This window comes from Amycolatopsis oliviviridis (assembly GCF_014654365.1).
Classification (GTDB): domain Bacteria; phylum Actinomycetota; class Actinomycetes; order Mycobacteriales; family Pseudonocardiaceae; genus Amycolatopsis; species Amycolatopsis oliviviridis.
This window is the reverse complement of record NZ_BNAY01000001.1, coordinates 794,804-807,552: the sequence shown is the minus strand read 5'-3', so window position 1 is coordinate 807,552 and position 12,749 is coordinate 794,804. Positions and strand designations below refer to the sequence as shown.

General features: G+C 68.8%; 14 protein-coding genes. 6 read left to right on the top strand and 8 right to left on the bottom strand.

The window, feature by feature from the left end:
• Nucleotides 1–24: 24 nt before the first annotated feature.
• Nucleotides 25–972, bottom strand: a complete 948-nt coding sequence (locus IE302_RS03260) for an aldo/keto reductase (protein WP_191251553.1) — start codon at nucleotides 970–972, stop codon at nucleotides 25–27.
• Entirely contained in the window at nucleotides 969–1,313 is a 345-nt protein-coding gene (locus tag IE302_RS03255) for a hypothetical protein (RefSeq protein ID WP_191251551.1), read from the bottom strand. The genes IE302_RS03260 and IE302_RS03255 overlap by 4 nt, the downstream gene beginning before the upstream one ends.
• Nucleotides 1,314–1,456: 143 nt before the next feature.
• Between IE302_RS03255 and IE302_RS03250 the strand changes: the two genes are divergently transcribed.
• Nucleotides 1,457–2,380 carry a DMT family transporter gene (locus IE302_RS03250; RefSeq protein ID WP_191251549.1) on the top strand — a complete coding sequence of 308 codons (924 nt, stop codon included), beginning with the start codon at nucleotides 1,457–1,459 and terminating at the stop codon, nucleotides 2,378–2,380.
• A 54-nt stretch (nucleotides 2,381–2,434) separates the two neighbouring features.
• Here the strand turns inward: IE302_RS03250 and arc are convergent, their stop codons facing one another.
• Nucleotides 2,435–4,237, bottom strand: coding sequence for a proteasome ATPase (gene arc, locus IE302_RS03245; RefSeq protein WP_191251547.1), 1,803 nt, complete (start codon nucleotides 4,235–4,237; stop codon nucleotides 2,435–2,437).
• A 363-nt stretch (nucleotides 4,238–4,600) separates the two neighbouring features.
• Between arc and IE302_RS03240 the strand changes: the two genes are divergently transcribed.
• A complete protein-coding gene (locus tag IE302_RS03240; protein WP_191251545.1) occupies nucleotides 4,601–5,452 on the top strand; it encodes a hypothetical protein in 852 nt (283 codons plus the stop codon).
• Between the two features lie 10 nt (nucleotides 5,453–5,462).
• On the top strand, nucleotides 5,463–5,912 hold the full coding sequence (locus IE302_RS03235; protein WP_191251544.1) for a hypothetical protein: 450 nt from the start codon (nucleotides 5,463–5,465) through the stop codon (nucleotides 5,910–5,912).
• Nucleotides 5,913–6,059: 147 nt separating this feature from the next.
• Here IE302_RS03235 and IE302_RS03230 read toward each other — a convergent pair whose 3' ends face one another.
• Nucleotides 6,060–6,884 carry a tRNA (adenine-N1)-methyltransferase gene (locus IE302_RS03230; protein WP_007035384.1) on the bottom strand — a complete coding sequence of 275 codons (825 nt, stop codon included), beginning with the start codon at nucleotides 6,882–6,884 and terminating at the stop codon, nucleotides 6,060–6,062.
• A gap of 57 nt (nucleotides 6,885–6,941) precedes the next feature.
• Nucleotides 6,942–8,093, bottom strand: coding sequence for a M50 family metallopeptidase (locus IE302_RS03225; RefSeq protein ID WP_191251542.1), 1,152 nt, complete (start codon nucleotides 8,091–8,093; stop codon nucleotides 6,942–6,944).
• A 128-nt stretch (nucleotides 8,094–8,221) separates the two neighbouring features.
• Here IE302_RS03225 and IE302_RS03220 point away from each other — a divergent pair, with 128 nt between their 5' ends.
• The 3 genes from IE302_RS03220 to IE302_RS03210 all read left to right on the top strand — a co-directional run bounded on the left by IE302_RS03220 (nucleotide 8,222) and on the right by IE302_RS03210 (nucleotide 10,921).
• A complete protein-coding gene (locus IE302_RS03220; protein WP_005150226.1) occupies nucleotides 8,222–9,115 on the top strand; it encodes a RecB family exonuclease in 894 nt (297 codons plus the stop codon).
• Nucleotides 9,116–9,132: 17 nt separating this feature from the next.
• Nucleotides 9,133–9,918 (top strand): thioesterase family protein, encoded by a 786-nt coding sequence (locus IE302_RS03215; RefSeq protein WP_191251540.1) that lies wholly within the window; start codon nucleotides 9,133–9,135, stop codon nucleotides 9,916–9,918.
• Between the two features lie 67 nt (nucleotides 9,919–9,985).
• Nucleotides 9,986–10,921 carry a ParA family protein gene (locus IE302_RS03210; protein WP_191251538.1) on the top strand — a complete coding sequence of 312 codons (936 nt, stop codon included), beginning with the start codon at nucleotides 9,986–9,988 and terminating at the stop codon, nucleotides 10,919–10,921.
• A 111-nt stretch (nucleotides 10,922–11,032) separates the two neighbouring features.
• Here IE302_RS03210 and hisG read toward each other — a convergent pair whose 3' ends face one another.
• The 3 genes from hisG to IE302_RS03195 all read right to left on the bottom strand — a co-directional run bounded on the left by hisG (nucleotide 11,033) and on the right by IE302_RS03195 (nucleotide 12,738).
• Nucleotides 11,033–11,878 (bottom strand): ATP phosphoribosyltransferase, encoded by an 846-nt coding sequence (hisG, locus tag IE302_RS03205; protein WP_191251536.1) that lies wholly within the window; start codon nucleotides 11,876–11,878, stop codon nucleotides 11,033–11,035.
• Nucleotides 11,879–11,910: 32 nt separating this feature from the next.
• Nucleotides 11,911–12,174 carry a phosphoribosyl-ATP diphosphatase gene (locus IE302_RS03200; protein ID WP_020635144.1) on the bottom strand — a complete coding sequence of 88 codons (264 nt, stop codon included), beginning with the start codon at nucleotides 12,172–12,174 and terminating at the stop codon, nucleotides 11,911–11,913.
• Nucleotides 12,175–12,246: 72 nt separating this feature from the next.
• The gene (locus tag IE302_RS03195; RefSeq protein ID WP_191251534.1) at nucleotides 12,247–12,738 is read right to left on the bottom strand and encodes a methylated-DNA--[protein]-cysteine S-methyltransferase; all 492 of its coding nucleotides are present in this window, start codon (nucleotides 12,736–12,738) and stop codon (nucleotides 12,247–12,249) included.
• Nucleotides 12,739–12,749 lie beyond the last annotated feature (11 nt).

Genomic DNA, 12,749 nt, shown 5'->3' with positions numbered 1-12,749 from the left:
TTGCCGCGAGACTAGTCCAGGCCCTCAGTGCCAGCCGAGGCAGGACCTGTGCCGCCAATAGGCCACCGGTTCTTCGGCGAGCGCGGCCAGCTCCGAGAGCTCGTCCGCGGTCAGCTTCGCCTTCGCCGCAACGAGATTCTCCGCCAGCTGAGCCGTGCTCGACGGGCCGATGACGGCCACCGGCCGCCACTCCTGGGCCAGCACCGCCGCGATCGCGACCGCGTCCGGGCCCGCTTCGTGTTCGCGCGCGATCCGCGCGAGCGACGGCGGCGGTTCGACCACCAGCCGCCCGTTCGCGACGGTTTCCTTGACCAGCACCTGTTTCCCGGCGGCGCGCGCCTCCGCGAGCGCGGGGCCGACGGAGGGTTCGAGAAGATTCCACGTCGACTGCACGGCGCTGAACACCGGCGTCCCGGCCACTTCCAGCTCGAACGCCCGGCGGACCGCGTCGGCCTGCGCCGGGCCGGACGTGGAGAAGCCGACCGGGACACCGTCGGCGGCGAGTTCGGCCAGCGCCCCGATCAGCCGCTCGTCGGTGAACAGCGGACTGTCCACAGTGAGCGAGTGGACCTGGTAGAGCGAGACGGCTTTCCCCAGCAGGCCAACGGTTTCCGCCCACTGCTCGACGAACCGCGGCGCGGTGTGCTCCTTGACCTCGTGCACCTCCGCGTCGAGCTTCCACTCCCCCACGTAGCGGTAGCCCCATTTGCTCGACACCGTCACGTCGCGGTGCGCGCGATCGGTGAGCCAGCCGGCGAGGAACTCCTCCGAAGAACCATACGAACGGGCGACGTCGATCCACCGGACGCCGGCGCGGTACGCGTCGTCCAGGACGTCGTAGGTCGCCGCGCGCATCGCCTCGAACTCGCGTCCGGGCGGGAGCGCCTCGGCCCGGCCGAGGTTGATGTACGCGGGCCTGCCGAGCGCCGCCAGTCCGACGGCGATCCGATCGCCGATCTCCGAGTCTGTCACCGGGCTCCTTCGTTCTTGTGGCGGAGGATCGCGAGCCACTGGCCCGAGTTCTGCGCCTGCCGGTGGAGCTTTTCCAGCCGGGCCGCCGGAGCCCGGACGTAACCCTTGCCGAACACCGGCGCGATCTGGCGGAGGCTGGCACCCTCCTCCCTGGCGGCGAGCAGCGCCCAGTCGGACGCGTCGGCACAGGCCGCGGAGGCGCGCCGCAACTCGCCCAGCAGCTCGATGAGCTCGGGCGCGCTCATCTCTCCCGCCCGGACGGCGGCCGCCGTCGTTTCCAGCCACGCCAGGACATCGGCCTCGGTGATCGGCGCGCGCGGGCGGCCGGAAGATTCGTTCACAGCCGATGAGTATAGGTCGTTATACGCACGGTAGGGCGTAGCGCCACGCGGGAGGCGTCGAACACATCGTCCGAAAACCGCTGGAGCGCCCAAGCGATTCCCGATTCACTGAGTTCGAAGCTGAGAACTCGAGAGAAGGACAATTGGGACGTTTCGGTATCGCGATCCGATTCGCGGCACTCGCGATCGTATGGGGCGCGAGTTTTCTGTTCATCAAAGTCGGGCTCACCGGTCTGTCGCCGGCCCAGGTGGCGCTTACCCGCGTCTGCCTCGGCGCGGTGGCACTGATCGCCATCGCCGCCTGGCGGCGTAAGCCACTCCCCCGCGATCCCGCCGTCTGGGGCCATCTCGCGGTCGTGTCCGTCCTGCTGTGCGTCATCCCGTTCCTGCTCTTCTCCTGGGCCGAGCAGTACATCTCCTCCGGGCTGGCCAGCATCTTCAACGCGACGACCCCGCTGATCACCATGCTCATCGCGGCGGCGGCCCTGCCGTCCGAGCGGTTCACGAAGGCCCGCACGACCGGCCTCGTCCTCGGCTTCCTCGGCGTGCTCACCATCGTCGGGGTCTGGCAAGGGATCGACGTCTCGCACGAGCTGACCGCGCAGCTCGCGTGTCTCGGCGCGACGACCTGCTACGGGATCTCGTTCGTCTACATGCGGCGGTTCATCTCCTGGCGGAACCTCGACGCGCCGACCATCGCGCTCGGGCAGGTCTGCTGCGGTTCCGTCGTGATGCTGCTGCTCGCGCCGTTCATCGCGACGGCACCGGTACACCTCGACACGCCGATCGTCCTCAGCATGATCGCGCTCGGGGCGCTGGGCACCGGCCTCGCGTACGCCTGGAACGCGTCGATCATCGCGGCGTGGGGCGCGTCGAACGCGTCGGCGGTGACCTACCTCACACCCGTGGTCGGTGTACTGCTCGGAGTCCTGGTCCTCGACGAGCCACTGGCGTGGAACCAACCCGTCGGCGCGTTGCTCGTCGTCCTCGGGATCCTGGCCGCGCACGGGCGCCTGAAGCCGCGCAAGAAGGCCGAAGAAGCCGTCGCCGTGAAAACACCCGCGTGAAACGAAGGGGCCCTTCGCCGCATGTCCTGCGGCGAAGGGCCCCTTCGGCTCGCTTTACAGGTACTGACCGGTGTTCGTGGCGGTGTCTATCGCCCGCCCCGAGTCCTGGTTCTTGCCGGTGACGAGCGTGCGGATGTAGACGATCCGCTCGCCCTTCTTGCCGGAGATCCGGGCCCAGTCGTCCGGGTTGGTGGTGTTGGGCAGGTCCTCGTTCTCCGCGAACTCGTCGACGATCGCGTCCAGCAGATGCTGCACGCGCAGGCCGGGCTGCTTGGTCTCCAGCACCGACTTGATGGCCGACTTCTTCGCCCGGTCCACGATGTTCTGGATCATCGCGCCCGAGTTGAAGTCACGGAAGTACAGGACTTCCTTGTCACCGTTGGCGTAGGTGACCTCGAGGAACCGGTTCTCGTCCGTCTCCTCGTACATCCGCTCGACCGTGTGCTGGATCATCGCGTCGAACGTCGCCCGGACATCGCCGCCGAACTCGGCGAGGTCGTCCGAATGGATCGGCAGACCGTCGGACAGGTACTTGGAGAAGATGTCCTTCGCGCCTTCGGCGTCCGGACGCTCGATCTTGATCTTGACGTCGAGCCGGCCCGGCCGCAGGATCGCCGGGTCGATCATGTCCTCGCGGTTGGAGGCGCCGATGACGATGACGTTCTCCAGGCCCTCGACACCGTCGATCTCCGAAAGCAGCTGCGGGACGATCGTGGTCTCCACATCGGAGGACACGCCCGAACCGCGGGTGCGGAAGATCGAGTCCATCTCGTCGAAGAACACGATCACCGGGGTGCCTTCGGAGGCCTTTTCCCGAGCCCGCTGGAAGATCAGGCGGATGTGCCGCTCGGTCTCCCCGACGAACTTGTTCAGCAGCTCCGGACCCTTGATGTTCAGGAAGTAGGACTTCCCGTCCGCCGCGTCACCGCGTGCTTCCGCGACCTTCTTGGCGAGCGAGTTGGCCACCGCCTTCGCGATGAGGGTCTTACCGCAACCAGGAGGCCCGTAGAGCAGCACGCCCTTGGGCGGGCGCAGCTGGTACTCCTGGTAGAGATCCGCGTGCAGGAACGGAAGCTCGACGGCGTCGCGGATCTGCTCGATCTGCCTGCTGAGGCCACCGATGTCCTCGTAACGGACGTCGGGCACCTCCTCCAGCACGAGATCCTCGACCTCCGCCTTCGGCACGCGCTCGTAGGCGTAACCGGCCTTCGAGTCCACCAGCAGGGAATCGCCCGGCTTGAGGGGCTGTTCGGCCAGCGGATCGGAGAGCAGGACGACCCGCTCCTCGTCCGCGTGCCCGACCACCAGCGCACGGGGGCTGCCGCCCTCGACGTCCGGTGCCAGCACCTCGCGCAGCGCGCAGACCTCGCCGATCCGCTCGAAGTCACCGCCTTCGACGACGGTGAGTGCCTCGTTGAGCCGCAACGCCTGTCCGCGCTGCAGGGACGAGACCTCGACCGCGGGTGAGACCGAAACCCGCATCTTGCGGCCCGCGGTGAACACGTCCACCGTGTTGTCCTCGTAAGCGGTGACGAACACGCCGTAACCGCTCGGAGGCTGGGCCAGCCTGTCGACCTCCTCTCGCAACGCGAGCAACTGGCCACGCGCCTCGCGGAGCGTCTCGACCAGTTTCGTGTTGCGTTCCGTGAGTTGGCTCACTCGTTCCGACGCCTCGGCGAGTCGCTGCTCCAGCACTCGGTTCTGACGTGGCGAATCGGTGAGCTTCCGGCGCAGCAGGGCCACTTCCTCCTCGAGGAAGCGAATTTGACGTGCCTGCTCGTCGGACGTGGTTCCAGCTCCGGTCGTTTCTGAAGGGTCGGCCTCCTCGCGCCGACCTCCGGGAAGGTCATGATGCATCGGGCACCTCCTCGGAGTGCTTTTCATTCCACGGTACCGGCGATCACCGACAATAAAAGGCCTTTCCGCATCACAAGATCGGCGCGTCGCGTTCCGGACGACCTCACAGCACGTACGTTCACGACGCGCAAGGGGCCATCCCGGTGCCGGGTCCGGCACTCTATTGGTCACATTCCGTCCACCTGGCCTGACCTGCGGCGGGATACCCGGCTCCGACCGGGTGCAAACGGGTTTCCGGTATCAGTTCGGCCCTAATCGAGCGGCGATCCGGCTCGGTGGCTAGCATCGGGCCGACGTTCGCCGGGGAGGCGGACCGGCAGGTCGTGTTGAGCATTTTCGCAGAACAGCTAGGGGGCAACAGCCATGACTTACCCGCCGCAACAGCCCGGCGGCTACGGACAAGATCCGTACGGCCAGCAGGGCGGGTACCCGCAGAGCGGTCCCCAGCCGCAGCAGGGATACCCCGGTGGCGGCCAGTACGGCCAGCAGCAGCCCGGTCAGTACGGGCAGGATCCGTATGGCCAGCAGCAGGGCGGCTACCCGCAGAGCGGTCCTCAGCCCCAGCAGGGATACCCCGGCGCCACGCAGCAGTTCGGCCAGGCGGATCCGTACGGGCAGCAGCAGGGCGGCTACAACGCCTACCCGCAGGAAGGCGGCGGGTACGGGGGCGAGCCACCCAAGAAAAAGAAGACCGGTCTGATCGTCGGGATCGCGATCGGCGCGGTCGTTCTGGTCGGTGGCGGTGTCACCGCCCTCGTCATCGCCCTGAACTCGGGCGACGACAACCCGACCGCGGCCCCGCCTGCCAGCTCCAGCAGCGCCGCCCCGACGGGTTCCGCCTCGTCGTCCTCGAAGCCGTCCACTTCGTCCACCCGGAGCAAGTCCAGCTCGCCGAGCACCTCGTCGACCCCCAAGGGTTCGGGACCGGCTCCGCTGGGCAAGGCGACGCCGGAAGAGGTCTCCGAGGCGGTGTTCAACGCCTACAACGCGCATGACGGCAAGGTCGTCGCGCAGTCGGCCTGCCGCAGCGTGAACACCAAGGACGACATCTCCGTCGCCAAGGACCTCAAGCTCGTGAAGGCCGGGGAACTGGCGACGAGCGGGGACACGGCGAAGCTCCCGATCACGGCCACCACGGAAGGCAAGACCGAGACCGGAACCCTCAACTTCAAGAAGGAATCCGACCTCTGGTGCTTCACCGGCGCGAAGCGCTGATCCGGAACCGGTGTCCAGCAGGCTGATCGCCGTTCTCGCCGGCTTCGGCGCGGTCCTGGTCGGCGTCGTGGCGGGGCTGCTCCTGGTGGCCCCGTCCGGCTCCGACCCGGCCGCGCCGGACTCGGCGACGCCCACGTCGTGGCCGAGTTCGTCCCGTCCGGTCCCGGTGGATCCGGACGTGGCGGCGGTCGAGGTGGTCGGCAAGGCGATCGCCGCCGCCATCGTCAATCACGACGCGACGGCGTTCGGCAAACTCACCTGCGTCCAGCAGTCGTCGGCCGATCTGGCCGAACTCAAGCGGAAGTGGGAGGCGGCGGGCAAGGTGTCCGCGACCGTCCCGGATCCGCCGAAGGTCGGTGGCGACTCCGCCACCGTGACCGTGCATGTCGAGGGCGCGGGCGGCCGGAAGGACACGCCCTTCCCATTGAAGAAGCGCGACGGCAAGTGGTGCGTGCCGTGATGTCTGTCGAGCGCTGACGAAAACTCGCTCAAGGGGCGCCGTTCCACTTGCAACTTGCGGCCGCGCGTGAAGGCCCCCTTCCCTCGGCTCAGCCGAGGGAAGGGGGCCTTCACGGACTTGGCACCCAACAAACACCTAGGAGCCGGGTCAGCCCTTGCCGGAACGGCGGTGGACCCGCGGTGACACGGTCCCGTCGGCCAGACGGCGCGCCGTCAGCAGGAAAGCCGTGTGCGCGACCATCCGGTGATCCGGCCGCACCGCGAGGCTCACGACGTGCCAGGGCCGCATGAGGGTCTCCCACGATTCCGGCTCGGTCCAGCACTGCTGGTCCCGCAAGGCTTCCGTGATCCTCGAAAGTTGTGTGACCGTCGCCACATAGACCGTGAGCACGCCGCCGGGCACCAGATGCGCGGCGACCGTCTCCAGCTGGTCCCAGGGCGCCAGCATGTCGAGGACGACGCGGTCGACCTCGCCGGTGTGCGTCGACAGGTCCGCGACCGTCAGCGACCAGTTGTCCGGTTTGTGGCCGAAGAACTTCTCCACGTTCCGTTCGGCGTGCTCGGCGTGGTCGTCCCGGATCTCGTAGGACTGCACGGTGCCTTCCGAACCGACCGCCCGCAGCAGCGAACAGGTCAGCGCGCCGGAACCGGCGCCCGCTTCGAGTACCCGCGCGCCCGGGAAGATGTCGCCCCACATCACGATCTGCGCGGCGTCCTTCGGGTAGATCACCTGCGCGCCGCGCGGCATCGACAGCACGTAGTCCGGCAGCAGCGGGCGCAGCGCCAGATAGTGGCTGCCGCCTGCCGACGTGACGACCGAACCCTCCTGCGCACCGATCACGTCGTCGTGCGCCAGCGCGCCGCGGTGGGTGTGATACTGCTGTCCCTCGGCCAGCACCATGGTGTAGTGCCGCCCCTTGGAGTCGGTCAGCTGAACCCGGTCACCAACACGAAACGGCCCTCGGACCGACACTGAACCTCCATACCCGCGAATGATCGACGACCGATCCTCGCAGGTGGCCGTACCGCGCTACGCCGGGGGTCGGCTCCGGGTCATCGCGGCGCGCAGGTCCTCGCGCCGGAGCACGCCCGCCGGCCTGCCTTCGTCGTCCACGACGAGGAACTGCCAGGCGGCGGTTTCCCGGACGCGCTCGGCGATCTCCTCCCCTGACTCCGAGGACAGCAGCACGGTGTCGGCACGGATCGGCTCCGCGGCCAGCTCCGCCGGGGCGTGCGGCGACGTTCCGGCCAGATGCGCGGCCGCCGTCTCGTCGAGCAGCCCGGCCGCGACACCGTCGGCACGCACCAGGACCACCCCACGTCCCGCCGAAGCGGCCAGCGCGTCCGAGACGGGGCTTTCCGCGGGAAGCTGGAGAACGGGGCGGACGAGCTCGCTCAGCCGCACCCCTTCGGGCCACCCTCGGCGCGTTTCGGCGGCGAGTTCGCTTCGCGCGCCGAGGATCACGAACCACGCCGTCACGACGCAGACACCGAGCCGCAGCCAGCGGTCCTCACTGCCCGCCGCCAGCCCCCACAGCGCCCAGACGACCAGTCCCGCCGCGACGATGCCGCCGCCCACGACCGCCGCCCGCGTGCCCTTTTCCCGTCGACCGGTGGCCGCCCAGACCCCGGCGCGAACCAGGCGGCCGCCGTCGAGCGGGAGCCCGGGCAGGAGATTGAAGATCCCGACGGCGAAGTTCGCGACGGCGCATTCGGCGATGAGCAGCCACGCCGCGCTCTCCGCCGGGACGGCGAACATGAGCAGACCGCAGAAACCGCCGAGCAGCAATGAAACCACCGGTCCCGCGGCGGCGACGAGGCCTTCCTGCCGCGGCTGCCGGGGAGTCCTGGCGACCTCGGAAAGGCCGCCGAGCAGGAAGAGGCGCAGGCGCCGGACGGGGATGCCGAGCCGCAGCGCCACCAGGCAGTGCCCCAGCTCGTGCGCGAGCACCGAAAGTCCGAGAAGGACCGCGAACGCGGCCGCCAGCAGCCACGAGGTCAGCGTCGTCGCTCCGGGCAGGAACCGTTCGACCAGTGGTGTGTAGAGCACCACGATGATCAGGGAGCCGATCCACCACGACGGGGCGAGCAGCACGGGGATTCCGGACACGCGGAAAAGCAGGAGACCGCCCTCCGGCGCCACGCCTCGTCGAGGCGGGCCCTGCTCACCCGTCACCGCCATGTGTCAGAGCGTAGATGCCCAGGTGTGGGGTGCCGGTAACCCGTCCCGCCCGTCCGGGTGGTGTCGGTCATGCCACTCCGGTGCGTCGCGGTCCCGGAACTGTCGGTACCCGGCGATACCCTCCTCCCATGCCCGACACCGACACGGTCACCGCCGATCCGCCGCCCGGCGCCGAAGTCCCGCGCCGTCGGCCGGCCCTGTCCCCGTCGCGTGCCAGCGACTTCAAGCAGTGCCCGCTGCTCTACCGTTTCCGCGCGGTGGACAGACTGCCCGAGATCCCGACGAAGGCCCAGCTTCGCGGCACCCTGGTGCATTCCGTGCTGGAACGCTTGTTCTCTCTCCCGCAAGCCGACCGCACCCCTCCGCAGGCCAAGGAACTCCTCGCGCCGGCGTGGGAGGACCTGTCGGCGGAACGTCCGGAGTGGATCGAGCTGTTCGATCAGGACGATCCCGAGGCCGTCACCTCGTGGCTCTCGTCGGCGGAGCAGCTCGTCGACACCTACTTCGGCCTGGAGGATCCGCGTCGGCTGGAGCCCGAAGCGTGCGAGCTGCACGTCGAGATCGAACTGGGCTCCGGGGTGTTGCTGCGCGGCTACGTCGACAGGCTGGACGTGGCGCCGACCGGCGAGATCCGGGTCGTCGACTACAAGACCGGTGCCGCGCCCCGCGAGATCGGCGAGGCCAAGGCGATGTTCCAGATGAAGTTCTACGCCGTGGTCCTCTGGCGGCTTCGCGGTGTCGTGCCGCGCCAGCTGAAACTGATGTACCTCACCGATGGCCAGTCCCTCGCGTACACGCCCGACGAGGGCGAACTGATCCGCTTCGAGCGCACGCTGGAAGCGATCTGGCAGGCGATCCTCAAAGCGGGCAAGACCGGCGATTTCCGGCCCAATCCGAGCAAACTCTGCGCGTGGTGCGACCACCAGGCGCTCTGCCCGCAGTACGGCGGCACTCCCCCGCCCTATCCCGGCTGGCCGGAGCCGGATCCCGGCGAGGAGTCCGTATTGGACCGAGCGGATTAGCGCCTAAGGTGCCCTTTGTGACAGAAGCCTTCTACGTACCGACTGGCGAGGGCCTCTTCCTCCCGACCCAGCACACCGCCGGCCCGTGGACCCCGGACGCGCAGCACTTCGGGCCACCCTCGGCGTTGCTGGTCCGCGCGCTCGAAGCGGTCGAAGCGCCGCATGTGAGCCAGCTGGCGCGGGTGACGATCGAGATCCTCGGGCCCGCCCCGCTGAAGGAGCTCTCGGTGCGGGCCTGGGTGGAACGCCCGGGCCGGTCGGTCGAGTGGCTGGAGGCCGAACTGTCCCACGGGGAGCGGGTCGTCGCCCGTGCTTCGGCGTGGCGCATCGCGACCTCGGACACCACCGAGGTGGCCACGGCGGAGGGGCCCGCGCTGCCGGCACCGGACGACCTCCCGACTTCGAACTGGCCGGAAGGCTGGCACGGCGGCTACCTGGACGCCGTCGAGTGGCGGCGTGTCAAGGGCGCGCTCGACGAGCCCGGGCCCGCGACGGTCTGGGGCCGTCAGCGCGTCGCCCTCGTGGACGGGGAGAAGCCGAGCGCGTTGCAGCGGCTGTTCGTCCTGGCCGACTCGGGCAACGGGATTTCGAATTTCCTCGACCCTCGCGAGTGGTGGTTCATCAACTCCGAGCTGACCGTGCACCTGCGCCGGCCGCCGCTGGGCGACTGGATCGGCGTCGACGCGGCCACCCTGGTCGGCCCGAACGGCATCGGCACGGCGACCACCACCCTGCACGACGTCTCCGGCCCGGTCGCCTCCGGAGCGCAGGCTCTCCTGGTGCGACCGCGACAGGCGGGCTGATAGACGCGCTTTCTCGGCGGGTTTCCAATAGCCTTCCCGGAACAACAGACACAGGGAGCGCTTCGGCATGCAGATCACCTCGGTGGTCAACCAGAAAGGCGGGGTCGGCAAGACCTCACTCAGCGTGGGCGCGGCGGCCGCTTTGGCCGAACGCGGTCGCCGGGTGCTGCTGATCGACCTCGACCCACAGGGCCACGCGACGACCGAACTCCTCGGGCTGGACGAAGTGGCCCCCGATATGCCCAGCCTGGCAAAAGCCCTGACCAAGGTGTGGAAGGGCCCGATCGAGGAACTCGCGGTGCGGCATCCGCGCAGCAACCTCGGGCGGGGTGGCGCGTTCGACGTCATCCCGACGTCGCCGGGAATGTTCGACCTCATCCGGCGGCTGGACCAGTTCCGCGTCCCGGGCTGGCAGCTGGCCAGGGTCATCCAGTTCGCGAACTACGACCACATCATCATCGATTGCCCGCCCGCCCTCGACGTGCTGACCAACAACGCGCTGGCCGCCTCGCACGGCATCCTCGTGCCGGTGCAGCCGGACCGGACGAGCATCCGGGCGCTGCGCCTGCTTTCGGACCAGGTGCGTTACGTCGAACAGACCGTCGGCCGTCCGCCGATCGCCTACTACGGCCTGGTTCCCGGGCTGTACCGCCGCCCGGTCTCGCATTACGCCGCGGCCGCGTTGCAGGAGCTCTACGCGTTCGGGATCCCGATGTTGTCGCACGTACCGCTCGGTGTGGTGATGAACGAGGCGGCCGCGCACGGAGTGCCGGTGACGACGTACGCGCCGGAAACACTGCAAGCTCTGTCGTTCCGTGAGATCGCGGAAACACTGGACGGGTACGCGAAGAACCATCCGGCCCCGGCGATCGTCCCCGCGGACGAGGAGTTCGTCTTCGAGGACTTCATCACCGAGGTCTCGGTGACGCGCAGCGCCAACGACAACGGCGCCCGGAAGCGGCTCTACGACCTGATGCCCAAGAAGCCGAACCGGCCCCGGTAGCCGCCACGTCGGCGCTCAGACTCTCGTCCGGCCCGGTACCGAACGCTATGAAAGGTCCTTTCCTTGCAAATTTCGCAAGGAAAGGACCTTTCATAGCGTCTGGAGGCGGGGTCAGAGGCGACAGGCCCGGATGTCCGAGGCCAAGACGGCCTTCGCGCCGGTCTCGGCGAGTTCGTCCATGATCCGGTTGACCTCCTTGCGCGGCACCATCGCCCGCACGGCCACCCAGTCCTCGTCGGCCAGCGGCGCGACGGTCGGCGACTCGAGGCCCGGCGTGATCGCGATGGCCGCTTCGAGCAGCGAACGCGGGCAGTCGTAGTCCAGCATCATGTAGTGCTGGGCGAACACGACACCCTGCAGCCGTGCCTTCAGCTGATCCTTCGGCCGGGTGTGCTCGGTCCCCGCCCGCTGGAGCAGCACCGCCTCCGACACGCAGATCGGATCCGCGAAGGCCACGAGGTTGTGCTGGCGCAGCGAACGCCCGGACTCGACGACGTCGGCGATGGCGTCGGCCACGCCGAGCTGGATCGAGATCTCGACGGCGCCGTCGAGGCGGATGACCTCCGCCTCCACTCCCTGCTGCTTCAGGTTCTCCCGCACGAGCCGCGGGTACGAGGTCGCGAGCCGCTTGCCCTGCAGGTCCTCGACCTTCCAGTCCCGGCCCGCGGGCGCGGCGTACCGGAAGGTGGACCCGCCGAAGCCGAGGCCGAGGATCTCCTCCACCGGAGCTCCGGAGTCGAGCGCGAGGTCGCGGCCGGTGATGCCGAGGTCCAGCTCACCGGACCCGACGTAGATCGCGATGTCCTTGGGGCGCAAGAAGAAGAACTCGACCTCGTTGACCGTGTCCAGCACGGTCAGATCGCGGGCCTCATGTCGCTTGCGGTAGCCGGCCTCTCCGAGCATCTCCGACGCGGCGGCGGCGAGGGCTCCCTTGTTCGGCACGGCGACACGCAGCATTGCTTCTCCTTGGTTCTCCGGACGCGGACGCGTCACAGGTACCGGTACACGTCCTCTTTCGACAGGCCACGGCCGATCATGAGCACCTGCAACCGGTACAGCAGCTGTGAAATCTCCTCCGCGAGCCTGTCGTCGGATTCGTGCTCGGCGGCGATCCACACCTCGCCCGCCTCTTCGAGCACCTTCTTGCCCTGTGCGTGCACTCCCGCGTCCAGCGCGGCGACGGTGCCGGAACCGTCGGGGCGCGTACGGGCGCGCTCGGCAAGCTCGGCGAACAGCTCATCGAAGGTCTTCACAGTCTGGAGATCCTTCCATCCGCGCTCGCGTCGCGCTGCCCCGGGCCGGTGTGTTGACGTCGGCGTCACACCTCAGAACAGCGCCGCGCCACCCCGCTCGAAGTCGAGCAGGTGCCGCTTCCGTTCGACACCACCGCCGTAACCGGTCAGATCGCCGTTGGAACCGATCACGCGATGGCACGGCACGATGATGCCGATCGGGTTCTTCCCGTTCGCGAGCCCGACCGCGCGTGACGCCGTGGGCCTGCCGAGCCGGTCGGCGAGTTCGCCGTAGGAGACCGTCTCGCCATAAGGGATCCCGAGCAGGCCTTCCCAGACCATCCGCTGGAAGTCGGTGCCGCCGAAGCTCAGCGGAAGATCGAAGTCCTTCCGCTGCCCGGCGAAGTACTCCTTGAGCTGTCTCTCGGTCTCCACGAAGATCGGCGCGCCCGGATCCGGGTGGCCGAAGCTCTCCTCGGCCGGACGATGCCGCTGCTGGACCATGTACAGCCCGCGGAGGCTGTCGCCCTCCGCGACCAGGGTCAGCCGGTCGTACGGGCTGTCGATGACGGTGTGCGTGCGCATGGAGCTCCTCA